Raw genomic sequence first — 25,930 nt, forward strand, 5'->3', positions numbered from 1 at the left:
TAAAAGCGCTATAATGTGTCTGCCTATTCAGGCAAACTGATCTTCCCCATATGCACCGAAGGTATACGTAACAGCCCCGACCCAAAATCCAACAGCTCACCTACCAGGCACTCGTTTGCCAATGTGGCAAAAAGCACCGCCTCCTTTGCATCCGGCGAAACACCCAACTCAGCTGTGTTTCTTATAGTTACACCTTCAATAAGTTCTTTTATGTTCTCAACCAGCAGTGGGTTGTGCATGCCCCCGCCGCTCAGAAATATTTCAAATTTTTGCCCCTGCAGGGTTTTATTTAATGCGTTACAGATGCCAACAGCAGAGAACCGGTTCAAGGTAGCCATCACGTCTTCGGGTGTTAGCTGCGAGGTGCCGGTGCGGTGTTGTGCCTGCTCCAGGTATGCCAGGTTAAATAACTCCGGCCCTGTTGTTTTCGGAAAATCGTGTTCAAAGAAAGGGTGATCGAGCAGGTCATTCAGCAACTCCTGATTATACGTGCCTTTTCTGGCAACCTCCGAGTCTGCGTCGAAATATTTACCGGGAAACTTACTTTGCACATAAGCATCCATGAGGGTATTGCCCGGCCCCACGTCGGTAGAGAAAATCCGGCTTGTATCCAGGTCGCCGGGCAGGAAGGTGAAATTGGCAATGCCACCTATGTTAAGCATGATGCGGTTCTGCCCCCTTTCAGAAAAGAGCAGGTAATCACCGTACACAGCCAGGGGTGCTCCCTCTCCGCCGGTGGCTATGTGCTTCTGCCTGAAATCGCTTAGTGTAATGATGCCGGTCTTCACGGCAATATGGTCCCCGTCGCCTATCTGCAGGGTGGCATCGGGCATGCCACTGATGCGATGCAGCGAGGCCGGTGCATGGTAAATTGTTTGTCCGTGGCTAGCAATCACATCCACCTCTTCCGGCTTCACGCCCCAGTTTTGCAGGCACTGGTTTATAAGATCGGCATGAAAACGCCCGATATAGGCGTTCATCAGGCAAACTTTTTCCAGGTCTACCTGCCGTTTAGAGAAAATGGCCTTTACCTCCTGCTTAAAATCAGCATCGTAGGCCATCGTGTCAAAATTTCGAAGTGTGATGCGGGTATCAGTTCCATGACCGGCAAACTCACAGAGCGCGATATCCAGGCCATCCAGCGAGGTACCAGACATTAAACCTATGATGGTTCTCTTTTCTTTGCCGGCTATATTAAACAGCCGCTTCAGACTTTTATTCATAGTTTTTGAAGGTTTATACATTTTTTTGCCAAAAGTATAAACATTACACCATATAAACGTGACTCAATATTAAGGTAAATGTTTAAACTTTAAAAACCTTTTTTTCAGTGTCTGTGAGCTCATTTTGGTGTAAACTACACTAAAACATGCCCTGTTATACTTTATGCCGGTTTTTGCAGCCACCCATAACTAAATAGCACATACCAGAAAACGTGAGGTTTTGTTGTAAGTATAAGTTGTAGGCTGCCAAAGTATAGTATAAAGTATAGCCAGCACCTCAGGACCGAATGATCCGTCCATCCTCCATTTCGATGATGCGTCCGCTGCTTTCGGCAAAGCTCTGGTCGTGGGTAACGATGAGCAGGGTCTGGTTGTGGACCTCAGCCAGTTCTTTAAAGATATCAAATACCAAATCGCTGTTGTGGGTGTCGAGGTTACCGGTTGGCTCATCTCCCATGATAATGTGCGGATCGTTGATGAGGGCACGAGCAATGGCAACCCGCTGTTTCTCGCCTCCCGAAATCTTAAAGGCCATTTTCTTAGCCAGATGATCAATGCCCAGCATTTTAAGGCGCTCCATGGCACGGTGCTCTACTTCCTGCTGGCTATACTTGCCCAGCTTCATGCCAGGCAGCATCACGTTCTGCAACACCGTGAACTCATTCAGCAGGTAGTGGAACTGGAATACAAAGCCAATCTTCTCGTTGCGGATACGTGCCAGTTCCAGGTCATTCCTGCCGGTCATGGTTTCTTTATCGATCAGCAGTTCCCCCTCGTAATCTGTATCCATGGTGGAGAGTATGTAAAGCAACGTAGATTTGCCGCAACCCGATTTACCGATCACTGAAACAAACTCCCCTTTATTGATGGTAAAGGTGATGTCGTGCAACACCTGCACCGTTACCGGGTCGTGGAAGCATTTGTTAATGTGCCGCGCTTCAAGTATAGGCTCCTGCATGGTTGGTATCTGTTTGTGTTACTTTATTGTACTGTATTTAGAGTAGGACCATTGGCTTTTTATATTGATCAAAGTATAAGTTTCATAGCATCAGCCATTAGGCGGATAGGTGCTGTCCAATGCCTTCAATTTAAGAGTTCTGTAATGCTGATTCGGACATCCTTGTCCGAATCTTTTTCTGCTGCGGACTTCCTAGTCCGCGCATTACAGTAACACGGGGATTAGGAAATCCCCGTCAGAAAGCTTCCGGACTGAGAAGTCCGAAAGAGCTGTTTCCTAAAGTTGACGGCACTGTTTCACGACCTGTCCCTACAAGCATAAACCCTCTCATAAACCCCCTATTGCTCTTCGGGATTTGCAATCCCGAAGTTTATACTATCAGGATTTGTAATCCGACTTATCGCCCATATCGCTTTAGTAAGCTTAGAGGCATAAAAGCGGATTACAAATCCTGATAATAGCCTGCTTTCGGATTGCAAATCCGAAAGAGCTTTGGTCTGTATTTAGAGTATGACTATCGGCTATTACATAGGTCAAAGTATAAGTTTCATAGCATCAGCCGTTAATCGGACAGGTCACGACCTGTCCCTACAAGCATAAACCCTCTCATAAATCAAAAGCATAATCATTCACATCATTAAAATCCCCTTAATCACCGGTCTTATTTACCCCTGATGATCTCCACCGGATCTACCTTGCTTGCTTTTCGGGCCGGGAAAAAGCCTGCAAAGTATGTTGTTATAAGCGAGAAAGAGCCGCCAATAAAATAGAACACCGGACTGTAGTTTATCGGGTACGTTTTAATGGTTGGCAAGGCCGCTGTGTTGAACGGGATATTGTCTATGATCACAGAAAAGATAAACCCAAAGAACAGCCCGATCATGCCCCCGAAAAAGCCTATACTTAATGCAATCAGCAGGAAGATCTTGTTCACGTCCTTCCCCGAAAAACCGGTTGCCTTAAGTATGGCAATGGAGTCCATTTTTTCATAGATCATCATGTTAAGTATATTGAAGATGCCAAAGCCTGCCACAATAAGCAGCACCACCCCAACTGAGTAGGAGATCAATGAGCGGATATTACTGCCCGTCTCAAACTGCGCATTGGCTGTTTGCACGTCCTCGGCATCAATGTCGAACAGTTGCGCATACTCTTCGGCCACGGCAGGGGCCAGCTCAATATTGTGCAGCTTTACCTGAATATCCGTGATGTAACTATTGGATTTGCCCAGCAACTTTTGCACGGTGCCAATAGAGGCGTAGCTCTGCACTTTGTCAATATCCTGAATGCCAGACTGGAAATACCCCACTACCTTCAGCGAAAAGCGTTCGCCCTGCGCGGTGGTTACCTGTACCACATCCCCCACCTCGGCTGCCAGAATATCGGCCAGGCCTTTACCAAGTATAATGCTGTTCGACACGTTTTTCATGTCTATCGCGTTGCCCGCCGTAACGTAGTCTGCAAAGTTGAACAGCCGCATCTCCTCCTCCACATCTATCCCACTGATGGAGCCTGTTACGTCGATGGTGCCTTCGTTGTAGAAAACCTGTGTGTTTAGTTTTGGGGCCACGCCCAGTACGCGTTCATCCTGCCTTACAGCCTGCATTATGGGTCCGCTGTTGTAGATCTCCTGCCTCGTAAAACCGGATTTTATGGACCTGATGAAGTTATAGGAGTCCTTAAACTCTGTGGCGGCGTTGATGGGTTGGTTTTCGCTGGGCTTTATCTGGTTGTAAAGGCGCACGTGCGGCGTGCGGTTAAGTATAAGCCCGTCCAGTAAATCGTTGAGGCCGTTCATGAAACTTAGTAGTGTAATAAACATGGCAATGCTGAACGTAACCCCGATAGCCGCCACCAGCGTCTGGCGCCAGCGGGCCAGCAGCAGCGAGGTTGCTATGCCAAGTATAAGTTTGCTGTTCATCGGTCAGGCTTCACGATCACGTCTTCCTTTGTCAGGCCCTCTATGATCTCCACTTTCTGATAATCTTTTAACCCTGTTTTTACTTTCACCTTCTGCTCATCCTCTTTTAACACATAATCCCCCTCCTGCAGGTATTCCCGTGGAATGAGCAGCGCATCTTTTTTCGCCTGGATCACAATATTGGCCTCGGTGGTAAGGTTCGGGTATAATTCCGGAGGTCGTTTCGTAAAGCTGGCCTCAACGGTAAAAGAGCGGGTTCTCTGGTTCATGGATGGGTTTATCTTGTATACTTCCGCTTCAAACACTTCTCCTTTGTAGCTGTCCAGGTTCAGCAGTACTCTCTGCCCCAGCTTAACCTTGGCTATGTCGTACTCGTCTACCTGCAGCTCCACAATAAAATCATCGGCATCGCCGATAACCGCCACAGGGCTTTGCGGGTTTACCATCTCCCCCTCTTCCTTCAATACACTGTATACTTTGCCCCTGGCCTCGCTGCGGACGGTATAATCATCGGAACGGCTCTGGCTGATCTGCAGGTTTTTTCGGGCTTGCCTGGCGGCCAGATCCAGCTGTTTGCGCAGGTCCTGGTAGCGCAGCCTGGCAGAGCGGTAGGCGGTAACAGCATTTTTATAGTTGAGTTCTTTCTGCTCCAGTTCCACTTTAGTGCCGATGTTGTTTGCCCACAGGTTGCGCTGCCTTACCAATAGCAGCGAGTCGTTCTGCATTTTGGTGCGCGCCAGGTTAATGGTGGCCTCCAGGTCTTTGAGCTTCTCCTCGTTGGCAGTCAGGCTGGCATATTCGGCGGCTATCCGGGCGCTTTCGGTGCTCAGTTGGGCAGCCTCGTTTTCAACGCGCATCAGCGGTTCTCCCTGTTTCACAAGGTCTCCCTCGGTTACCAGAATGTTTTGCACAATGCCAGTCACTTTCGGAAAAACCTGGTACTGGCCGCGGCTCTTGATCACGCCGGTGGCATACACCGACTCAGAGATATCCTCCACAACAGGCTGCGTTTTTTCCTGCTTGCCAGAGCATGCGGAAAGTATAAACAGGATCAGGGTGAAGAGAAAGTCTGGCTTCATGCTACAAGGTATGGTCTGGCTGTTCCTTATCATGCAAGGTAGAGTCCTTTAAACACTTATTTTATACTTTAAAAACAGTAATTATACTGATATATCTCATTCCTGGCACGCAATATATGTTCTGAGGATTTAATCAGTGGTTAGTATCCGCTTTACCAAACAAGCATACGAGCATAAGGCCACAAGAGATAGCGCAACCCCCTTTCCTGACAACCCAGCGGCTGCGATTCGTGTACATGTATAGCAGCAAAAAGCGCGCATCTTCATGAAACATCACATATATCCTTTTGAGTCGAAGGTAAGTTACGAACAGCGTATTAAGCAGATGAAGCAGGTACCGCGCCTGATCTGGTTTACAGGGCTCTCAGGGTCTGGCAAAACCACGCTGGCCGTTCGTCTGGAGCACTACCTGTTTCACCAGGGCTATAAAGTATACTTACTGGATGGCGATAACCTTCGCAGCGGCCTCAGCAGCGACCTGGGCTTTACTATAGAAGATAGAAAAGAGAACATGCGGCGCGTAGGCGAAGTGGCCAAACTGATGATGGATTCGGGACTTGTAGTACTCTGCGCCTCTATCTCACCGTTTGAGGAGGACCGGGCCTTGATACGGGATTTGGTTGGAAGCGAAAACTTTACGGAAGTATTTGTGCACTGCCCGCTGCATGTATGCGAAAAGCGCGACACAAAAGGCCTTTACCAAAAAGCTCGTGATGGCGAGATCAATAATTTTACGGGCATCAGCGCACCCTACGAAGAACCCACCAACCCCGACCTCACCATTAAAACCGCTGATGAAAGTGTGGAGGAATCACTGGACAAGCTTATTGATTTTGTGGAACCTTTGCTTGAATCCAAAAAGGCAGAAAAAGAATAACCATTACAAACCAATCTGATACCATGCAGCCAAATGTAGCCGACCTACTTCAAACAGCATGTGCCGCCTCGCTGGAGGCTGGCGAGGCCATTATGAAAGTATACGCCTCCGGCGATTTTATCCCTACTTACAAAGCCGACAACTCACCGGTTACTGTTGCCGACCAGGCTGCTCACGACATTATCATCAAACACTTGCTGCCAACCGGAATCTCCATACTTTCAGAGGAAGGCAAGCATGCGCATTACATTAGCCGCCGGGACTGGGAGTGGTTCTGGCTCGTGGACCCCATGGACGGTACAAAAGAGTTTGTAAAACGCAGTGGGGAGTTTTCCGTGAACATTGCCCTGATGCACCGCAGCATACCCGTGGCAGGCGTGGTATATGCGCCTGTGCAGGATATTTTATACTTTGCCGGACCAGAATCAGAAGCTAAAAAGACAGAAAAAGGAAAGACTTCCTCACTGGAAATACTATCTGAAAGAAACTCACTGGACAGGATTTTGCGAAAGCAGGAAGTAACCGCCATCGTATCCAAATCACATAAAAATTCGGAGACACTCGAGTTCCTGGAGCAGTTTAAAAATGTGCAGCCAATCACAATGGGCAGTTCATTAAAATTTATGCTGCTGGCCGAAAACAAGGCTGATATCTACCCCCGCTTTGCCCCCACCATGGAATGGGACACTGCCGCTGCCCATGCTATACTCAGAGCCCTTGGCCGTGGCATTTACCACACAAACCTGCAAACCGAACTCACCTACAACAAAGAAGACCTGTTAAACCCGTTTTTCGTCGCATTTTAAGTGTTTGTGTAACTACAGTTGCGATTTCGGAAACCGGTCAGGTGTAAACCCAATCTTAGTTCCTACAGCAGTATCATTCTATTTTTTACATACCGCCCCGAAGGCTTTCGGGGTGGTTAAAATGGTGTTGAGTTTTCAATTCAACTGGGCCGGCCTGTCCCGGGCGTAGTCACGGGGAGGACCAGCCAAAGCGATGCCTTATCCTGTCCCACAACTTTTCTGGAACAGGCCTTTCTTTAGAAGAATTGTCCCCTTGAGGGCAGGGTCTTTTCATTCTAGTTCCATTCTAATTAACTCAAGTTCCGTGACTCTTATTCAAAAATTGGATTACCCACCCTTAACCCCTCCGAGGCTATGATTAGGGCACAAATTTATATTCGCCGTTATTCCTGCCGCGAGTTTTCAACTCGTGGCTTATTATATGGCAAGCTTTCAGCTTGCATAGGTATGCAAAAGTATAAAAAGCGACTCACGCAAGCTGAAAGCTTGCCTCATATACAACCACGAGTTGAAAACTCGCGGTAGAAGGTGCATTTTATACTTATATCCTAAGCGTACCTCCGAGGAGGTGAACTTTGATCATACATTTGATTCCCCTCTTGAGAGGGGTTAGGGGTGTGTTGCACATACCAGAAATAAAACTGTTTTTGTATCGCGCAACTTGAGTTAATTAAATCCCTATTTCGGCTGTAAATTATCTTGCACTCATACCGCATTTTTGGCTCTCCGAGCCAGTTGATGAGGCCTGTCCCGCGCGCAGTCCCAGGAAGACTCAACCTTACTTGTTAGTCACGAATCTGGAGATCCGCACCAGCAAAAAATAGAATGAAACGGCCCTGTCCTCAAGGGGACAATTCTTCTAAAGAAAGGCCTAGTCCAGTAAAGTTATGAGACAGGATAAGGCTGAAAGCTCGCGCCACAACAATGTATTCCTAAAATCAAACAGCCACCTTAATTCTAGCTACAAAAACCAACCTCTGATACCTTTTTTGCAGGATAATTTATACCTTGCCCCACAGGCTGCACAGCCGGATATTTTTGTTAAGCCCTTACTGCGGCAGTGCGCCAAACAAAACAGCTTGCTATGCCAACATACCAGACGCCGCACCTCCCCTCCATCCTGGACAACGATTTTTATAAGTTTACCATGCAGCACGCCGTGGTGAAGCTTTTCCCGAGAACCCGGACACGCTATAAGTTTATAAATCGCGGTCAACACGCTTTCCCGGAGGGTTTTGCTGATGCCTTGCGAAAGGCTGTGGATGCCATGGCAAACCTGAAACTGAGCAGAGAGGAAAAAGAATACCTGGCTAACACCTGTCCGTACCTCGACCCAACCTACCTCGATTTTTTACAGGGCTACCGTTACGACCCGTCGGAGGTAAGTATAGACCAACAAGGCGATCAGGTACAGCTTTTCATCGAGGGCTATTGGTACCGCACCATACTTTGGGAAGTGCCCCTGATGTCGCTTATCTCGGAGTTATACTATCAGCTTACAGAACAGCAGAGAGCCCAGGACGAGCAGGTAACCGGGGTGGCCCGCGAAAAGATAGAAAAGTATAAAACGCTTGGAGTGCACATTGCAGAATTCGGCACCCGGCGCAGGCATTCCTATAAAGTGCACCGGTTGGTAGTGGATACCCTTAAAACGTATGGCACAGGCAGTTTTGTGGGCACCAGCAACGTGCACCTGGCACACATCAACCAGATAAAGCCAATTGGTACGCATGCCCACGAATGGTTTATGTTTCATGCGGCCAGGTATGGGTATAAAATGGCCAATACACTGGGCTTGCAGCACTGGGCACAAGTATACCGCGGCGACCTGGGCATTGCCCTCTCCGATACCTACACCACCACCGTGTTCATGAGCCAGTTCGACAAAATGTTCAGCAAGTTGTTTGACGGGGTGCGGCACGATAGCGGCGATCCTATAGAGTTTGCGGAGAAGATCATCGGGCATTATAAGCGGCAAGGCATTGATCCCCGGTCTAAAACCATTGTTTTCTCGGATGCACTGAATTATGAGAAAGTGGCCCGGATCGCGGAATTCTGCAAAGACAAGATCGGCATCTCGTTTGGCATCGGCACCAACCTGACCAACGATGTAGGCCTGAAACCCATGAACATCGTTATCAAAATGACGGAAACGCAACCGGAAGGCTTCGACTGGATGCCTGTAGTGAAACTATCAGATGAGCCCGGCAAACACACCGGCAAGGAAGAGGCGATTCAACTGGCAAAGGCAATCCTGAATATTGAATAGTTTTTATCTGACAACGATTAACACACCCCTACCCCTCTCAAGAGGGGAATTTTGCTCGTGCATGTAATTCCCCTCTTGTAGACTATCTAAAACGAGGGTTTTGAGCTAGCGAGCGTAGCTATCAGGGCGTGTTTACACCTACTTGGTTTATCATATATCGCAACTTGAGTTATTTATTAGAACTTAACAGCCCTGACTTCAAAGGGGGACATTCGTTTGAGATTACCCTCTTGAGAGGGGTAGGGGTGTGTTAATCATCTGCAGAACAAGTCCACCATTTGAGGGGCAAGAAGATGATTCACATTAGCTAAATTTATACTTTTGAACGAACATACCATGAAAGCACTACTGCTGATCGACATACAAAACGACTTTTTACCCGGAGGCGCATTGTCAGTACCGGAAGGTGATCAGATCATACCTTTGGTAAACCAATTACAGGAAAAGTTTGAGCTTGTTGTAGCTACACAGGACTGGCACCCTGCCAACCACAAAAGCTTTGCCTCTAACCACCCGGATAAACAGCCTTTCGACGTAACCGAACTGCACGGCATGGAGCAGGTGCTGTGGCCGGACCACTGCATACAAGGCACAACCGGAGCTGCTTTTGCCCCTGAGCTTAACATGCACAAAGTAGAGGCCATCTTCCGGAAAGGCATGAGCCCTGAGATTGACAGTTACAGTGGTTTCTATGACAACGGCCGCCTCAGATCAACCTCGCTTTCAGACTACCTGCGGGGCAAACAGGTGCAGGAAGTATACCTGGCCGGCCTTGCTGCAGACTATTGCGTATATTTTTCGGCTAAAGATGCGTTGCACGAGGGTTTTAAAGTATATTTTATTGAGGATGCCACCCGTGCCATTGATACCATCGGATTTGAGAAAGCCAAAGAAGACCTTTTAAACCGTGGCGGAAATATAATCAACAGCGAAAGTATACTTTAACTGTTAACGTTGCATCCCCGAATCTGAACACCTTGTTTTAGCGCCATAAAGCCACTACGTATGACGACACTTATCCGGAACCTCAAAAGTATAGCCCTGCTGGTCTTGTTAATGGCCACCTCCTGCCAGAACCCGCAAAACGAAATGCAGTACGACCTGCTCATAAGGAAAGCCTTAGTTGTTGATGGTACTGGCGGCACACCCTATGTGGCCAACCTACTGATAAACGGTGACTCTATTGCCCGGGTCGACACGGACACAACTACCCGCTATGCTGCCATGCGTATTGTAGATGCCCGCGGCATGGTGCTTACTCCCGGCTTTATTGACACCCATGCGCATGGAAACCCTTTGCAGACACCGGAATTCCGCAATTTTCTGGCCATGGGGGTAACCACCATCACCCTGGGGCAGGATGGCTTCAGCCCCGAGCAGCCAGATATGAAAGCCTGGTTAGACTCTGTTGACCAGAAACAACCTGCTGTAAATGTCGCCATGTTTGTTGGCCACAATACCCTACGCATGCTTTCCGGAACAAAGTATGATACAATACCTGCGGAGGCCAATATGGTGGCCATGGAAAAGCTACTGGCAAACGCCCTGGATGCTGGTTGCTTTGGCATGAGTACCGGCCTTGAGTATAATCCAGGCTACTATACGCGCCCTGCCGAACTTAACCGGCTAGCAAAAATAGTAGGTGCCAAAAACGGGATGATCATGAGCCATATGCGCAACGAAGACGATCAGTTTGTGGAGGCCTCTATCCGGGAACTGCTGGAACAGGGGAAATATTGCCCCGTGCATGTATCGCATATAAAAGTAGTGTATGGCAAAGGTAAAGCGCGTGCCCGGGAAGTACTCCAACTACTGGATAGCGCCAGAGCAAGCGGCACAAAAGTTACAGCCGACTTCTACCCTTACACGGCCAGCTATACTACCATTGGTATCCTTTTTCCGGACTGGGCCAAGCAACCCAACGACTACCAGCAAGTGTTGAAAAACCGTGGCCCAGAACTGGCTACCTATTTACGCAACCGTGTAAACCTCCGCAACGGGCCCGAAGCCACTTTAATTGGATCTGGTCCTTATAAAGGAAAGACGCTTGCACAGATTGCCAGAGAACTGAACAAACCTTTCGAGATCGTGCTTCGGGATGATATTGGTCCGTATGGGGCCGATGGCGCCTACTTTATTATGAATGAGGCATTGCAAGAGGAGTTGCTAAAAGCACCTTATGTAATGGTTTGTACCGACGGCAGCCCTACCATGAGCCACCCCAGAAGTTACGGCGCCTTTGCCAGGATCATCGAAACATACGTGCAGCAAAAACAGCTTCTGACATTGCAGGAGGCAGTGCATAAAATGACGGGATTACCGGCTCAGACCCTGGGCATCAGCAAGCGCGGCTTCATTAAACCAGGCTACAAAGCCGATATACTCCTTTTCGACCCCACTGCTGTAAAAGAGCATGCAACGTTCGAAAAACCATTACAACTTGCCAGTGGCTTTAATTTTATACTTGTAAACGGCACGGTGGCAAAAGAAGGAGATAACTTTAATGAGGCCAGAGCAGGTTTGGTGCTGAGGAAGAGGTAATTTACTGGATCTGTATTAGCAATTCCTGATACTTCTGCTTAATCACATTCCCGGGTCCAACCACCCCTGGACCCCATACTGCTATACATTCCTACGCCATCTCTTCTACATAGACCCGAAGCTCACTGTATACTTTAGCGAGTTCTTTAGGTGGGAAATGTGCATTTAAGCCGCTTGGGTTGGGGAGTACCCAGAGTTTAGTATCACCGATGGCGTGCTCCTGCAAACCCACTGCAGCAGAAGGCTTGCCAAATGCCTCGCGATAGGCCGTAATACCTAGCAATGCCAGCACCCGTGGCTGATTTTCGATCACTTTCTCCACCAGATTAATACCACCCTCGATCAGCTCGGCAGCCGACAGTTCGGAAGCTGCGGCAGTTGCCCGGTCCACGATGTTGGTAATACCATAGCCAAGCTCCAGCAGCAGTTCCTCTTCTTCTGGTTTGTAAAGCCTGGGAGTGAAGCCGGCAGCATGCAAGGCAGGCCAGAAGCGGTTGCCTGGCCGGGCAAAGTTATGCCCTGTAAAAGCAGTATATAAACTGGGATTAATGCCGCAGAAAAGCACTTTAAGATCCGGGGCTATTATATCAGGCACAGTTCTGCCTGCAACAGCCGCCAGTTCGTCTTTGGTTGGTTTCTTAAGCGTTTGCATAACTCTGTTTTACTCATTTAAGCGCATACGGTTGTATTCTTCACTCAATAAGTAAAAAGCCGTGCTGCATTATTTTATATGCAACACGGCTTAGTTTATAGTTTTAACTTTGTACTAAAGCAGTCTATACTTATAACTCCTTTGCCGAAAAACCGGCTTTCTCAACAGCAGAGATCACTTCACCAGCCGAAAGCGAGTTAGTCTTTATAGTTAGTACCTTATCGCTGTTGTTGGTGTCTACGCTCCATTCACAAACACCGTCAGCAGCGTTTAGCGCCGGAGTAACTTTAGCCACACAGCCGCCACAGTTAATATTGGTTTTAAACCTTAGTTCTTTCATGTTCTATTCTTTTAGTGGTTATTGATTTTGAACATGACAAAGGTAGATTGCAATGAGGCTGAATCTGTTATACAATTCCTGCTGTGTGTTGTATGATTTAGGGTTATGATAGTGTTTGACTATCTTGGAATTTTTGGGATTAACAGAACAGCTATTCCTTTTATATGCTATATTGGGTATGTAGTGGGTGCGAGTACTCCTACTAGTCGAAAGTTAGGATATGTCAGAACTATGAAAACAAAGAAAATTTATCTCTCACTCTTATTTTGCTTTTTCTACTTTGCCTCGAATGCTTGTGAATGTGTCCCTAGCAGTTTAAAACAGACCTATGCGTTGTCAGATTATGTCGTGAGAGTAAAAGTAGTAGAGACAACAGATTCCATTCAATATGACCTTTACAGTAATCCAGTAATGCCCCCCTACAAGTATGGCAATCGACCAATTTTAAAAATTAAGAAAATCTATAAGGGCCAGCTTGCTAATGAAACCATCAAACTGGCAGCCACTGACTCGATGTGTGACTACTATTTTGAGATAGGAAAAGAGTATGTGATTATGATTAACGAATACAAAGGTGAGTTAGGAACTAGTGTGTGCATGAATAACTTCGAGCTCCCAAATAAGAAATCCTTAAAAGAAGTGAAGAAGCTTTCGCGCCAAAAATAACAAAACCTAACCACACCCATAAGCCAACTACGCCACCGTAAAGCCAAGCCGTTGTAAGATACTCAAAACATAAAATGATGAAGCTAATGTTTCTTTCAACTCTAATGTCAAGATTCGGTTTCTCTAAAACCTCAGCTCAGACTAATGAACCAGATTCAGAAAATGAGAGAAGAGATGTAATAACTGTGTCAATAGTTAGCTTGATTGCTACACCTGAAAAGTATCATGACAAGAAAGTACGTGTAATCGGCTATTTTCGGTATGATCAAGCAAACTTAAGAAACATCTTTTTGCATAAAGAAGACTCCGATAACTCAATCTTGAAAAACAGCTTCTGGGTATTCTTTCCTAAGGGAGTAAGTATCGATACAATAACAGAATATAAAGGATATAACCAGCAGTATGTAATTCTTGAAGGAATTTTTGATATGAACAATCAAGGCCCTTTAAGTTTCTTTAGCGGAGCTATCAAGGAAGTAACAAGGCTGGAACTATGGACACTATAGACATCTAGAATACAAAACAAACTAAAACAAGGTGCTGCTTTAACCCTTGCTAGGCTTCGGCTGCACAATTCCGTAATCCCACCTACACTCAACAAAATATAAACACATGAGAACAATCGGTTTAATCGGCGGCATGTCCTGGGAAAGCTCAGTGGTATACTACCAGCTCATCAACAGGAAGGTAAAAGAGCAACTGGGTGGCCTTCACTCCTGCCGGTCTTTGATGTACTCCGTGGATTTTGATGAGATTGCCCATTTGCAGCACCAGGGCGATTGGGACAGGCTAACTGAAATAATGGTGGATGCGGCCCAAAGGCTGGAAAGAGGGGGCGCTGATTTTATTGTGCTCTGCACCAACACCATGCACAAAATGGCTGAGGACATCGAGCAAAGCACCAACATTCCATTCCTGCACATAGCAGATGCCACGGCAGTCGAAATAAAGAAGTATAATTTCTCAAAAGTAGGCTTATTAGGCACCAAGTTTACCATGGAAGGCGATTTCCTGAAAGGGCGGCTGCAGGAGAAACACCAGATCGAAACCATTATCCCAAACCAGCAGGCGCGGGAACGGGTACACAGCATTATTTATGAAGAGCTGATCAAAGGCATCTTCACAGAAAGCTCTCGCCAGGAGTACCTTCAAATCATCCAGGACTTAGCAGCAGCCGGCGCTGAAGGCGTTATACTTGGCTGCACCGAAATTCCGCTCCTCGTATCTACAAAAGACACTGACGTGCCTCTTTTCGATACTACTACCATACATGCGGAACAAGCTGTTTTGTTTGCGCTGGAGGCAAAGAAAATGGTAAGCTAAACGGCAATTCCACTATCCCATTTTCGAGGTTTCGATCACATTGGTATCAAACGGCATCCATACTTCGTCGAAGGTGGCTACAATGTTGTTGGCACCACCAAAAAAACCGATCACCTTTGCTGTTTTACTGCCAATGTTCTTAAAATTGTGAGGCACCATTTTCGGTACAACCACCATCTGCCCTTTTGTAAGTTTACCTTTCTCCTCGCCCACTGTGCCTTCTACCTCTCCTTCGATGATGTACAGCGTTTCTTCTGCACTGTCTGTATGCCTGCCCAGTTCATCCCCAGGTTCCAGCTCAAAGTATACAGTTGCCGAATCTTTGGTGCCACGGGCACTTAAAAATGGGAAAGTAGCCCTTACATGTTGCCCGGCCCTAGACTTTGCATTGAATTCGGTGAGTTCGATGTTATTTAAATCTGCTGTTATCATGTTTTTAGCGTTTATTATACTGTACGTCTTTAACAGATGGACGTCAGCTATTTAACTTCTGTAATTAGCCGTTTTACCAATCTTTTAAACATCACTGAACAGGTATCGGCCACACCCTACAACTATACAGTTTAGCACTGTCTGATAGTGACGCATGTCATTATTCCAACTGATACTACTCATTTAGTTACCCTCTGTCTTACTGTACCTTGTGCACTCCAAGTATGGTAACTCTTGTTCAACAGCTGTCCATAAATCAGAAAGTATAAAAATGAAAATAACTGAATGCCTGAACATGAGAGGCCTTAACTTTTAACAGAGTATAAATTGAAATTCATACCAAAATGGTCACAACAACTCCGCACACATTTCACATACCTGTAATGGGTCTCGCCTTTTCAGTTGATTCACCGTTAAAAGTGGCGCGCTTTGGCATCTCCTCGGTTGTATCGCTCAGCGACGACAGTTTACTGGAACAGATGCGCCAGTACTACTGCCAGAAGTATGAGAAGCCGTTTATACCCATCACAGAGAAAACAGAAGATTACCGCGCCCAGCGAGTTACTGCTTACCTTAACCTGTTGGATGAACTTGTAACACAGCAGGTATCAGCGTTGCAGCAACAGGATTTTACTCCTGGCACAGAGCTGACACGATACTTCGAAATGCTACCGGAGGCATCCCCTGTAAAACACAAGTATAATGAGATGCTGCAGACCAAAGATCCTTACTGGAAACAAAACCTGCAGGAGGAGTTGTGTGATGCCCTAGTGCCCGGAAGTATCGACGTGAACATCATGACCAAGCTGGATAAGACTAACTATGACAAATCCGGGGAGCCGCTGCCGCAGGAATATACTGATGCGCTGGCTGCATTGCGCGGTTTTGCCAACAGCACAGTAAAGTCATCAGTGGTTTTCTCGGCTGGCATGAACATGCGCTTGTATGGCTATTTAGAAAACTTCAGTTGCTTTTTGCCAGATGCTACAGGTAAGTTTGATAAGAAGGTGATCATAAAAGTTAGTGACTTCCGCTCGGCCATGGTGCAGGGCAAAATACTAGCTAAAAAAGGCATATGGGTATCTGAGTTCAGAGTTGAGTCTGGTTTAAACTGCGGTGGCCACGCCTTTGCCACAGATGGTTACCTGATAGGCCCGATACTGGAAGAGTTTAAACAGAACCGAGAGGCCTTGCGACTGGAACTTTACAGCCTTTTCAGCTCTGCGCTAGCTGCAAAAAACATACATGTACCCTTACATGTGCCGGAGCAAAAGCTAACCGTACAAGGCGGTGTTGGTACGGCAAAAGAACACAGCTTTTTAAGAGCGTATTATGGCGCAGATACCATTGGCTGGGGCACCCCTTTCCTGCTTGTCCCGGAGGCAACCACAGTGGATGAGCCAACACTGCAGCAACTTTCTAAAGCCACGGCAGCGGATCTATACTTAAGCCCCATCTCTCCGCTGGGTGTACCGTTTAACTCGCTTCGCAACACATCTAACGAGCTTCTGAAGATAGAACGCGCTGAAAAAGGTAAACCGGGAAGTCCCTGCATTAAAAAGCACCTGGTGTCAAGTACCGAGTTCACTGAAAAACCCATCTGCACAGCATCGGGCAGGTACCAGCGCCATAAGCTAAAGCAACTACAGGCACAGGATTTGGATGCTGAAACGTACATGGCCGAGGTAACTAAAGTATTAGCGAAAGAATGTCTCTGCGAGGGTCTTGCAAACTCTGCTGCACAGCTGTACAATATGGGTAAAAAGGCTGCCACCAAGGCTATCTCTATCTGTCCGGGCCCTAACCTGGCTTACTTTTCGGGTGTATTTAAACTGCAGGAGATGGTCGGTCATATTTATGGCAGATTTAATGCTTTAAATGACACATACCGTCCGCACATGTTCATAAAGGAACTGAAGATGTATATTGATTACTGGCAGGAGAAGAAAGAAGAGCAACTAAGTACATTAACGGACAAACAGTATAAATACCTGCAGTCCTTCTGGGATAACCTGCTACAGGGCATACAGTATTACAAGCAACTGCTTCCGGCCATGTTTAAAGACGAACTGGAAAAGCAGGTGATCATGCTGGATGAGTTGCTGGAGGCTGAGGACCAGTTACAGTTAGCTAAGCTAGAGTTAGCAGTACAATAAGATGCCCAGGATCAGACTTACCCGCCTGTTTACGTTTGAGGCAGCCCATGCCCTGCTGCTACGCGCTGACAGCAACCAAGAATTAGTAGAGTCGCTTCGAAAATTAAACCATAAGCTGCTGCTCACCCCCTACCAACCTACTTGCGAAAATATGCTCATCGACTACAAGACTAGACTTAGAAAGGCAATGCCCGCCAGTGTAGCGCTCCATAGCCTAAAGCTCTGGGAAACACAGAATGCCTTTGCAGAGTGGCATGCTTCGGATGAAAGGTAAAGTCCAAGTATAATCCATTGAAACAGCCCTGCCCACTATCTGGGCAGGGCTGTTTTATTTAAATTCGTGCCAGTTTTAGATTTGAGTTCTCACAGTATTACCCAACTGTCCCAGGCTCCGCCATCTTAAATTTAAGTCTGCGGCAAAGCTCACAAACTTTTCAGCCCATTTTGCCATTTTAAAAAATTGGACTGTTTTATCGGTGAACATAGGAACTGTTTGTCACTATGATAACCTGCAGCGCCTTCATTGCACCACCTCTCTTAAATACCTAAACACCAATGTTTTAACATATAATTATTTGCTAAATTTAACTACAAATATTACAACAAAACATAAGCCAGATACGCTATAAGCCCATTACATCTCACCTTTAAGTCCAAACTAAAATTAGATAGTCATAAAAATGGCAAGTTGGAATGTGCTCCATGCGCAGCATCTTCAAGCGAGATGCGTATTTGGCTTTTCTGGAAAAGATACAGCCTCTGCCCTGGCTTATACCCTGGACGAGTATGTAGAAAAAGTGCTGCTGGCTCCTGTTGCAATCCCTTCCCCACCCGGCGACTGGATCAACGAGGAACCTGCTGCAGCCGACTCAACCATGCGATCTGCCAGGCAGAAAGAACTGACTCACTGGTGGATACAGCTGCTGCTGCAGAGCCAGAGCCTTCAGGAAAGAATGGTGCTTTTCTGGCATAACCATTTTGTGTCAGAAATGGTGAAGGTGGCCCATCCGCAGCATATGTACTGGCAAAACCATCTGTTCCGGGTAAACGCATTCGGCAACTTCAGAACTATAACAAAGGCTGTAAGCGCCAATGCCGCCATGCTTATTTACCTGGATGGTACCAGCAACCGCAAAACCAAACCCAACGAGAACTATGCCCGGGAATTGCTGGAGCTGTTTACACTGGGCATTGGCAACTACACCGACAAGGATGTGAAGGAGGCTGCCCGGGCATTTACAGGCTGGCAAATAGACAAATTAACGCCTTTCTTAAATGCCAGTCGGTTTGACAACACCCCAAAAACCTTTCTGGGTAAAACAGAAAACTACAACCACGAAACACTGATTGACGCAATTTTTAAAGAACCTAAAACAGCAGAGCACCTATGCACTAAACTTTACAAAGAATTTATCTGCGCCACCCCGGATATGGCTTTTATAAAACAAATGGCCAGCTTGCTGATCAGCTCGAATTACGAGATCAGGCCCGTGCTGGCATTCATGTTCAAGTCGGATCACTTTTTCGATGCCAGGTTTATAGGCAGTAAGATCAAGTCGCCGGTGGATGTGGTGATAGGTACTTTAAAGGCGTTCCGGACAGCTAACCCCGATGCCCTTTACCTGGCCGACACGCTCAGGCAACTGCAGCAAAACCTGTTTAACCCTCCCAATGTGCGCGGCTGGGAAGGACAACGCAAATGGATCAGTTCAGCAACTTTCCCTGTACGCCAGGCCCTGACCGACTCTTACGTGAACGGGAAAAAGACTACCGGCCAAAGTATAAAGTTTCAGGTAGATGCCCTGGCCTATGCCCGGTCATTCTCTAGCGCCGAAAACGCGGCCGCATTGGTAAACGATGTGTGTTCGCAACTGCTACGTTACCCGTTAAGCAATAGCAAGAAAAGCTTTTTGCTAAACACCTTATTGGAAGGCGCCTCTCCTTCCGACTGGTCAACAAGCAGCCCTATGGCACTGAACAGGATCAGAAACTTCCTGAAAGCGCTCATGCGTTTGCCGGAGTTCCAGTTGTGCTAGCCTTACCGGCCTGTTTATACTTTCCCAACAAAACAATTTAGCAACCATACCTTATTAAGCTGTTCAGGCATGAAAAGACGAGATTTTATCAGAAACATGGGCTTATTCGGGGGATCGTTAGCCCTGGGCTTAAACGGCATCCCTGTAAAGGCCTTCTCCTCACCGCTGTTGCTTAACCTGGAGCAAACTAACGGCAAGATACTCGTACTGCTGCAAATGAACGGCGGCAACGATGGCCTGAACACGGTTATCCCTTTCGAGGATGATCTATACTATAACAAAAGGCCTCAGATCGCCATTAAAAAAGAAGAGGTACTTGCACTGAACGAACTGACCGGTTTAAACCCAGCCCTTTCAGGTTTCCGGAAATTATATGAGGAAGGCAAACTGGGACTGGTACAGAACGTTGGCTACGAGAACCATAACCGTTCGCATTTCCGGGCAACCGATATCTGGCTTTCCGGCTCTGGCGCCGAAGAGCACGTGTATGATGGTTGGGTGGGCAGATACCTTGCCGAAGTATACCCTGATTTCTTGAATGAAGCCCCGGAACACCCTATGGCAGTGCAGCTGGGGGCCGTGGAATCGATGCTGTTGCAGAGCCCCATGGGCTCAATGAGCGTGGTATTTGAAAACCCGAACACGTTTTACCAGATGGTAAGCGGCAGCCTGGCAGACGATGACCCACCTTTAGGCACCCTTGCGGGCACAGAACTGGCATTTCTCAGAAAGGTATCTGCTCAGTCTAACAACTATGCCTCCCTGATAAAGAAGACTGCAGACAAAGGCAAGAACAGCGTAACATACCCTAACACAAGTATAGGCAAGCAACTGGCTATCGTTGCCAGCCTGATCGGCGGGGGCCTCGAAACACCGGTGTACCTCACTTCCCAATCCGGGTTTGATACACACGCCAACCAGGTTGCCTCACATGCTAAGATCCTTGGTCAGATAAGCGAGGCCATAAGTGTTTTTCAGGCAGACCTGGAGCAGTTGGGTGTAGCCGATAAGGTGGTATTGATGACCTTTTCAGAGTTTGGCAGAAGAGTGGAAGAGAATGGCAGCAAAGGCACAGACCACGGCACTGCCGCACCTTTGTTCGTGATCGGTAAGTCAGTGGTTGGTGGTATAATTGGCGGCAACCCGAACCTGGGCAACCTTGACAAAAATGGGGACCTGCTGCACCAGTACGATTACCGGCAGGTATACACCACCATACTTGAGGACCACCTGGGCTTAAGCAAGGAAAGGACAGGCACTGTGCTGGGCAAAAGCTACGATAAACTGGGCCTGTTCCAGAGATCGCAGGTGGCGGCACAAAACCATGACCCGCTCAAATTATCTCGGGTATATCCTAACCCGCTTAAACATGCAGCCGCTTTTGAGTATGAACTAAACCGCAGCATGCACACCCGCCTCTCCATCTTCGACCTTAAAGGCCGTGAGGTAGCATTGGTACAGGACGGTCCGCAGCATGCAGGTAAAAACAGCCAGTATTACGTAAACACGCTTGCCCCGGGCACATACATTGTACGCTTGTCAGGCGAAGGGCATTACAGTACCCAGAAGATAGTGGTGGTTTAACTAGCTGTTATACTGAACTATACTTTTACAGACAGACAAATCTTTTCATAGCCTCTTCTTCCAGTCTTTCGCGGTGGTCTGGGTGGGCTATGTTGATGAGTGCACGCGCACGCTGCCGCAGGTTTTTACCGTACAGGTAGGCCACGCCATACTCCGTGATCACGTAATGCACGTGCGCCCTGGTGGTAACTACCCCTGCACCTTGATTGATAAACGGTGTAATGCGCGAAATGCCTTTAGCCGTTACCGATGGCAATGCAAGTATAGGCTTACCCCCCTCCGACAAAGCAGCCCCCCGCATAAAGTCCATTTGACCGCCGATACCGGAGAACTGGTAGGTACCGATGGAGTCCGAAACCACCTGGCCTGTCAGGTCAATCTCGATGGCACTGTTAATGGCGGTTACCTTGGGGTTGGTGCGGATAACGGAAACATCGTTCACATAATCGGTGCGCAGCATGGTAATCAGCGGGTTATCGTCCACGAAATCATACAGCTGCCTGTTGCCAACTATAAATCCGGTGGCAATACGCCCAGGGTGCTTCGATTTATACTCGTTCGTGATCACCCCTTTCTCTATCAGCGGCAGCACCCCGTTCGAAAACATCTCCGTGTGGATGCCCAGGCCTTTGTGGTTGGTCAGGTTGGCAAGCACCGCATCCGGAATACCACCAATACCCATCTGCAAGGTGGCTCCATCGTCCACGAGTTCTGCTATGTACTCCCCTATCTTCCGTTCTACGGCAGTCATTTTCTGGCTATAGTCTACTTCGGGTAGCGGTTCGTTTATCTCCACCATGGCATCAAAGCGGCGGGTATGGATCAGGGCCTCTCCGTGTGTGCGGGGCATCTGGGGGTTAACCTGCGCAATTACATGCTTGGCACTCAGCACCGCTTCTCGGGCTATGTCCACGGAAACACCCAGGGAGCAGTAGCCGTGCCTGTCGGGTGGCGACACATGTACAATAGCTACATCCAGGGGCATAATGCCACTCCGGAACAACTGCGGAATCTCACTCAGGAAGATGGGCACATAATCGCCACGTCCACTGTTAACCGCCTCCCGCACATTTGCTGATACAAACAGGGAATTGATAAAAAAGGAATCAGCAAAGCGTTCTTCGGCCAGCGGCATTTCACCAAACGTACTGATGCTCACGATTTCCACGTCGCGCAGCTCATCTGCCCTCTCAGCCAGTTTCCGGATGAGGTATTGCGGTGTGGCGGCGCTGCCGTGCAAAAACACCCTGTCACCGGATTTTACTACAGATAATGCCTCTTCGGCGCTGAGGTAGTTCGGAGTTTTATTAGCCATACTTGCTTTCAGTTTCAGTTTTGTACCCGTCAGCAACTACTTACTCTATACTGCGGGGCAGGGTTTAAAAGGCTGCAAATTGAAAAGCAAAAAGCTGCTAAAAAATGAGTTTTAGCAGCTTTAAGTATGATTTATTGACTGGTAGATATCAGGAACAATACCCACCCCTACCCCTCCGAGGAGGGGATTTATTTCGCTCTCCCGGATTTGCGATCCGAGAGTACCTTGTTGCAAGGATTTGCAATCCGATAGTATACTTTGCCTGCTGTTAAGCTTCGACTAAAGGCTTTATGTCGGATTGCAAATTAGGAGTGTTCGGAAGTTGACCTAATTTAGAATGAGTACTCTTTTAAGATGATCAATGTGAGTCTAAAAGATAAACAACTATCTACATTAAGTTACTTAGGCTCTTCTTCCGACCACTCGTAATTGCAAATCCTTATAGTAGGTACATTGGGATTATAAATCTCGATGAGCAGCAATGCATTTTGTACTTGTGTACTAATGAATTACTCTGAGAACAAATAGATTTACTTAACCGGCCACGGTACGCTCGATCTCACGCAGGTTCTCCATTTTCTTATTTCTCAGGAAGCCGTTGATATCCTCGAAGTGCTCACGGATGCGCTTGTTGCCGAACTCAAATACTTTGGTAGCAAGGCCGTCCAGAAAATCCCTGTCGTGGGATACAAGTATAATGGTACCGTCAAAAGCCTTTAAAGCGTCTTTTAGGATGTCCTTGGTCTTGATGTCGAGGTGGTTGGTGGGTTCGTCTAGTATAAGCAGGTTTACCGGTTGCAGCAAAAGCTTGATCATGGCCAGTCGTGTCTTCTCTCCACCCGACAGTACCTTCACTTTTTTCTCAACGGTATCGCCGCTGAACATGAAAGCACCCAACAGGTCTTTTACACGGGTACGGGCATCGCCTACGGCAATCTCATCGATTGTCTGGAAAACGGTCAGTTCCTCGTCCAGCAAAGATGCCTGGTTCTGTGCAAAATACCCCACCATACAGTTATGGCCCAGTTGCAGCTTACCATCAAAGTCGATCTCACCCATAATGGCTTTTACAAGCGTAGATTTACCCTCGCCGTTCTTGCCCACGAAAGCCACTTTCTCTCCGCGCTCAATCGTTAAAGATGCATCTTTAAACACCGTGTAATCGCCATACTTTTTGGTAAGCTCCTCGGCTATAACCGGGTAGTTGCCAGAGCGTGGAGCCGGCGGGAATTTCAGGTTCAGGGCAGAAGTGTCTACCTCATCCACCTCCACAATTTCCATCTTCTCCAGCATCTTCACCCTGGACTGTACCTGCAGCGTTTTAGAATAAGTACCCTTAAAGCGCTCGATAAAAGCGGTAATCTCGGCAATTTCCTTCTGCTGGTCGTCGTATTGCTTTTGCTGCTGCTCACGACGCTCTTTGCGCAACTGCAGGTATTGGCTATAGTTAACTTTGTAGTCGTAGATGCGGCCCATCGTTACCTCAATGGTGCGGTTAGTGATGTTGTCTACAAAGGTCTTGTCGTGGGAGATCACGATCACGGCCTTCGCATTGTTCACCAGGAATTCTTCCAGCCACTGTATGGATTCAATGTCGAGGTGGTTGGTAGGCTCATCCAGAAGTATAAGGTCGGGCTGCTGTAACAGGATCTTGGCCAGCTCGATGCGCATGCGCCAGCCACCGCTGAACTCGTTGGTTGGGCGGGTAAAATCCTCTCTGCTAAAGCCAAGGCCTTTCAGGGTTTTCTCCACCTCTGCATCAAAATTGATTTCCTCGATAGAGTAGTACTTCTCCCCTAACTCCGATACCTGCTCTATTATCTTATAGTATTCGTCGGAATCGTAGTCGGTGCGGGTTTCCAGTTGGGCGTTCAGCTCATCCATCTGCTTTTTCATGTCCAGCACCTTGGCAAAGGCTTTCGAGGCTTCTTCAAACACGGTGCAGTTATCTTCGGTAAGCAAATGCTGCGGCAGGTAGGCGATCACGGCATCTTTCGGGGCCGATACTTTACCGCGCGTTGGCTTGTTTACACCGGCAATAATCTTGAGCAGAGTAGACTTACCAGCCCCGTTCTTGCCCATCAGGGCTATCCGGTCGTTTTCGTTTATGTTAAAAGATACATTACTGAACAGCGCAGAGCCGTTAAACTCAACACTTACCGCATCAACTGAGATCATATTTTTAATTTTAAAGCTGCAAAGATAAAGGAATTCCGCTTGCTTTTGGTACTTCGCACCAGCCGGGATTTATACTTTCAGAGCTTAACCAATGCCAGGCGCACAGAGTTCATACTAAGCTATAAAAGCCATTTATACTTTCTGGGATTATCTGGTGGGAGGCTAAGGCGGGAAATATGCTCCGGTGCGTTGAATGATAGTGCAGTTACATATGGGTCAGGGGGTTCCTGATTTCTTACTCTGTACGGTCACTTTCAGCAGGCCCGCCTCAACAGCATTCAGCAGCTCACTTTCCTGGAAAGGCTTGATAAGATAATCATCAGCACCGGCCTCAATGCCTCTTCGTATATCTTCACTCCTCGATTTGGCTGACAGGAAAATAAAAGGAATATCTTCGAGTTCAGGTCGCTTTTTAAACTCATCCAACACAGCATAACCATCCATCACCGGCATCATCACATCACATATTACGATATCGGCTTTTTGGTGCATTGCCTTGTCAAGGCCAACCTTCCCATTTTCGGCTTTCAATACCTTATAGCCAGCAAGCAACAGCATTTCGGCGATGTTTTCACGAACGAACATGCTGTCCTCAATAACTAAAACTGTTTTCATCTTGCCATAAGGTAGTGTATAAAAATCAACTTACCCCCATAGCGTTTGGTTCATTCGTGGGACTTTGTAAAGTATAAAATACTATGATGCAAAATTCAAAATTTTAATTTGAGGTAAGTATACCCGGAGGCGAAGGCAAGACCACTTTAACTACTTCAAAATCATAAGCTTTTAGTGGACGCATTTGGTTTACGCTTTAGCTGGCTTACTCGCAAGGCCATACTTTTGCTTAAACTACTGGCCGGCACTGCCGTTTAAGGAAGTGCTTTACAAACCTCTGTAAATTTTCAGATTTATACTTTTACTATGCCACAGATCGCCATTATCTCCTCAAGCGTCCGGAATGGCCGCAATACCCACCGGGTAGCCCTTTTCTTCAAAAACTTCATAACAGAAAACAACCTGGGCAATGCCGAGATACTGGACCTGAAGGCGTATAACTTTCCTGTGTTTGAGGAAAGGCTGAAAAACCTGGAGAACCCGCCCAAGGGTGCACTTGACTTTGCCGAGAAAATAAAAAAAGCGGATGCCGTTATTGTGGCCACCCCGGAGTATAACGGCGGCTACCCGGCCAGCCTGAAAAATGTGGTGGACCTGCTCTACGATGAATGGCACCGTAAGCCAATTGGCCTGGTAACTGTTTCTGCGGGGTCTTTTGGCGGAATGCAGGTAATGCGGGCCATACAGTTCACATTCTGGAAAATGCATGCGTGGGTGGTGCCGGCCATGTTTCCGGTGCCCAAAGTGGCCAGCGCATACGACGAGAACGGCACCCCATCCGATAAAGAGGCATCCGAAAAGCATGCAAAGCACTTTATGGAAGAAGTACTCTGGTGCGTCGAGGCGAATAGGAAGATGGAAGATAAGCAGAAAGTATAAGTATAACGCCTGGCCTACTTTACCGGAACGTTTTGTTGTACGGTATCAGGCAATATCACTATCTTTACTGTTAGAACGCT

The 25,930-nt window shown here is 47.4% G+C and carries 23 protein-coding genes; 13 read left to right on the top strand and 10 right to left on the bottom strand.

Going from position 1 to position 25,930, the window contains the following annotated elements; translation table 11 throughout:
- Positions 1-23 precede the first annotated feature (23 nt).
- From AC4BAP_RS12295 to AC4BAP_RS12310, 4 genes are all read right to left on the bottom strand, one after another.
- The gene (locus AC4BAP_RS12295; protein ID WP_490582955.1) at positions 24-1,223 is read right to left on the bottom strand and encodes an anhydro-N-acetylmuramic acid kinase; all 1,200 of its coding nucleotides are present in this window, start codon (positions 1,221-1,223) and stop codon (positions 24-26) included.
- A gap of 277 nt (positions 1,224-1,500) precedes the next feature.
- Complete coding sequence (locus AC4BAP_RS12300; protein WP_490582956.1) at positions 1,501-2,181, bottom strand: ABC transporter ATP-binding protein; 681 nt, start codon at positions 2,179-2,181, stop codon at positions 1,501-1,503.
- 661 nt (positions 2,182-2,842) lie between these two features.
- Positions 2,843-4,102, bottom strand: a complete 1,260-nt coding sequence (locus AC4BAP_RS12305) for an ABC transporter permease (RefSeq protein ID WP_490582957.1) — start codon at positions 4,100-4,102, stop codon at positions 2,843-2,845.
- On the bottom strand, positions 4,099-5,181 hold the full coding sequence (locus AC4BAP_RS12310; protein WP_490582958.1) for an efflux RND transporter periplasmic adaptor subunit: 1,083 nt from the start codon (positions 5,179-5,181) through the stop codon (positions 4,099-4,101). Before AC4BAP_RS12310 ends, AC4BAP_RS12305 begins: the two co-directional genes overlap by 4 nt.
- A 265-nt stretch (positions 5,182-5,446) precedes the next feature.
- Between AC4BAP_RS12310 and cysC the strand changes: the two genes are divergently transcribed.
- The 5 genes from cysC to AC4BAP_RS12335 all read left to right on the top strand — a co-directional run bounded on the left by cysC (position 5,447) and on the right by AC4BAP_RS12335 (position 11,674).
- Positions 5,447-6,058, top strand: a complete 612-nt coding sequence (gene cysC, locus AC4BAP_RS12315) for an adenylyl-sulfate kinase (protein WP_490582959.1) — start codon at positions 5,447-5,449, stop codon at positions 6,056-6,058.
- A gap of 23 nt (positions 6,059-6,081) precedes the next feature.
- Positions 6,082-6,864: a 3'(2'),5'-bisphosphate nucleotidase CysQ gene (cysQ, locus tag AC4BAP_RS12320; protein ID WP_490582960.1), complete on the top strand. Its 783-nt coding sequence runs from the start codon at positions 6,082-6,084 to the stop codon at positions 6,862-6,864.
- A gap of 1,084 nt (positions 6,865-7,948) precedes the next feature.
- Complete coding sequence (pncB, locus tag AC4BAP_RS12325; RefSeq protein ID WP_490582961.1) at positions 7,949-9,133, top strand: nicotinate phosphoribosyltransferase; 1,185 nt, start codon at positions 7,949-7,951, stop codon at positions 9,131-9,133.
- Between the two features lie 336 nt (positions 9,134-9,469).
- Entirely contained in the window at positions 9,470-10,078 is a 609-nt protein-coding gene (gene pncA, locus AC4BAP_RS12330) for a bifunctional nicotinamidase/pyrazinamidase (RefSeq protein ID WP_490582962.1), read from the top strand.
- 60 nt (positions 10,079-10,138) lie between these two features.
- Entirely contained in the window at positions 10,139-11,674 is a 1,536-nt protein-coding gene (locus AC4BAP_RS12335) for an N-acyl-D-amino-acid deacylase family protein (RefSeq protein WP_490582963.1), read from the top strand.
- A 91-nt stretch (positions 11,675-11,765) separates the two neighbouring features.
- On the opposite strand, the gene mug is transcribed toward AC4BAP_RS12335, so the two are convergent.
- Together mug and AC4BAP_RS12345 are read right to left on the bottom strand one after the other, a co-directional pair.
- On the bottom strand, positions 11,766-12,326 hold the full coding sequence (gene mug / locus AC4BAP_RS12340; protein WP_490582964.1) for a G/U mismatch-specific DNA glycosylase: 561 nt from the start codon (positions 12,324-12,326) through the stop codon (positions 11,766-11,768).
- Positions 12,327-12,456: 130 nt separating this feature from the next.
- Complete coding sequence (locus AC4BAP_RS12345) at positions 12,457-12,666, bottom strand: heavy-metal-associated domain-containing protein (RefSeq protein ID WP_490582965.1); 210 nt, start codon at positions 12,664-12,666, stop codon at positions 12,457-12,459.
- Positions 12,667-12,897: 231 nt separating this feature from the next.
- Here AC4BAP_RS12345 and AC4BAP_RS12350 point away from each other — a divergent pair, with 231 nt between their 5' ends.
- The 3 genes from AC4BAP_RS12350 to AC4BAP_RS12360 all read left to right on the top strand — a co-directional run bounded on the left by AC4BAP_RS12350 (position 12,898) and on the right by AC4BAP_RS12360 (position 14,655).
- Complete coding sequence (locus AC4BAP_RS12350) at positions 12,898-13,332, top strand: hypothetical protein (protein WP_490582966.1); 435 nt, start codon at positions 12,898-12,900, stop codon at positions 13,330-13,332.
- 104 nt (positions 13,333-13,436) lie between these two features.
- Entirely contained in the window at positions 13,437-13,838 is a 402-nt protein-coding gene (locus tag AC4BAP_RS12355; protein ID WP_490582967.1) for a hypothetical protein, read from the top strand.
- Between the two features lie 106 nt (positions 13,839-13,944).
- The gene (locus tag AC4BAP_RS12360) at positions 13,945-14,655 is read left to right on the top strand and encodes an aspartate/glutamate racemase family protein (RefSeq protein WP_490582968.1); all 711 of its coding nucleotides are present in this window, start codon (positions 13,945-13,947) and stop codon (positions 14,653-14,655) included.
- Positions 14,656-14,667: 12 nt separating this feature from the next.
- Here AC4BAP_RS12360 and AC4BAP_RS12365 read toward each other — a convergent pair whose 3' ends face one another.
- A complete protein-coding gene (locus AC4BAP_RS12365; protein ID WP_490582969.1) occupies positions 14,668-15,087 on the bottom strand; it encodes a cupin domain-containing protein in 420 nt (139 codons plus the stop codon).
- A 344-nt stretch (positions 15,088-15,431) separates the two neighbouring features.
- Here AC4BAP_RS12365 and AC4BAP_RS12370 point away from each other — a divergent pair, with 344 nt between their 5' ends.
- From AC4BAP_RS12370 to AC4BAP_RS12385, 4 genes are all read left to right on the top strand, one after another.
- Positions 15,432-17,243: a hypothetical protein gene (locus AC4BAP_RS12370; protein ID WP_490582970.1), complete on the top strand. Its 1,812-nt coding sequence runs from the start codon at positions 15,432-15,434 to the stop codon at positions 17,241-17,243.
- Position 17,244: 1 nt separating this feature from the next.
- Entirely contained in the window at positions 17,245-17,517 is a 273-nt protein-coding gene (locus AC4BAP_RS12375; RefSeq protein WP_490582971.1) for a 6-pyruvoyl trahydropterin synthase family protein, read from the top strand.
- Positions 17,518-17,923: 406 nt separating this feature from the next.
- Entirely contained in the window at positions 17,924-19,279 is a 1,356-nt protein-coding gene (locus tag AC4BAP_RS12380) for a DUF1800 domain-containing protein (protein ID WP_490582972.1), read from the top strand.
- Positions 19,280-19,348: 69 nt separating this feature from the next.
- Positions 19,349-20,863, top strand: a complete 1,515-nt coding sequence (locus AC4BAP_RS12385) for a DUF1501 domain-containing protein (protein WP_490582973.1) — start codon at positions 19,349-19,351, stop codon at positions 20,861-20,863.
- Positions 20,864-20,888: 25 nt separating this feature from the next.
- On the opposite strand, the gene AC4BAP_RS12390 is transcribed toward AC4BAP_RS12385, so the two are convergent.
- From AC4BAP_RS12390 to AC4BAP_RS12400, 3 genes are all read right to left on the bottom strand, one after another.
- Positions 20,889-22,178 (bottom strand): acetyl-CoA hydrolase/transferase family protein, encoded by a 1,290-nt coding sequence (locus tag AC4BAP_RS12390; RefSeq protein ID WP_490582974.1) that lies wholly within the window; start codon positions 22,176-22,178, stop codon positions 20,889-20,891.
- Positions 22,179-22,712: 534 nt separating this feature from the next.
- Complete coding sequence (locus AC4BAP_RS12395) at positions 22,713-24,356, bottom strand: ABC-F family ATP-binding cassette domain-containing protein (protein WP_490582975.1); 1,644 nt, start codon at positions 24,354-24,356, stop codon at positions 22,713-22,715.
- A gap of 216 nt (positions 24,357-24,572) precedes the next feature.
- Complete coding sequence (locus tag AC4BAP_RS12400; RefSeq protein ID WP_490582976.1) at positions 24,573-24,971, bottom strand: response regulator transcription factor; 399 nt, start codon at positions 24,969-24,971, stop codon at positions 24,573-24,575.
- Between the two features lie 306 nt (positions 24,972-25,277).
- On the opposite strand from AC4BAP_RS12400, the gene AC4BAP_RS12405 reads away from it, so the two are divergent.
- The gene (locus AC4BAP_RS12405; protein ID WP_490582977.1) at positions 25,278-25,850 is read left to right on the top strand and encodes an NADPH-dependent FMN reductase; all 573 of its coding nucleotides are present in this window, start codon (positions 25,278-25,280) and stop codon (positions 25,848-25,850) included.
- Positions 25,851-25,930: the final 80 nt, after the last annotated feature.

Source organism: Pontibacter sp. GD7, assembly GCF_058216375.1.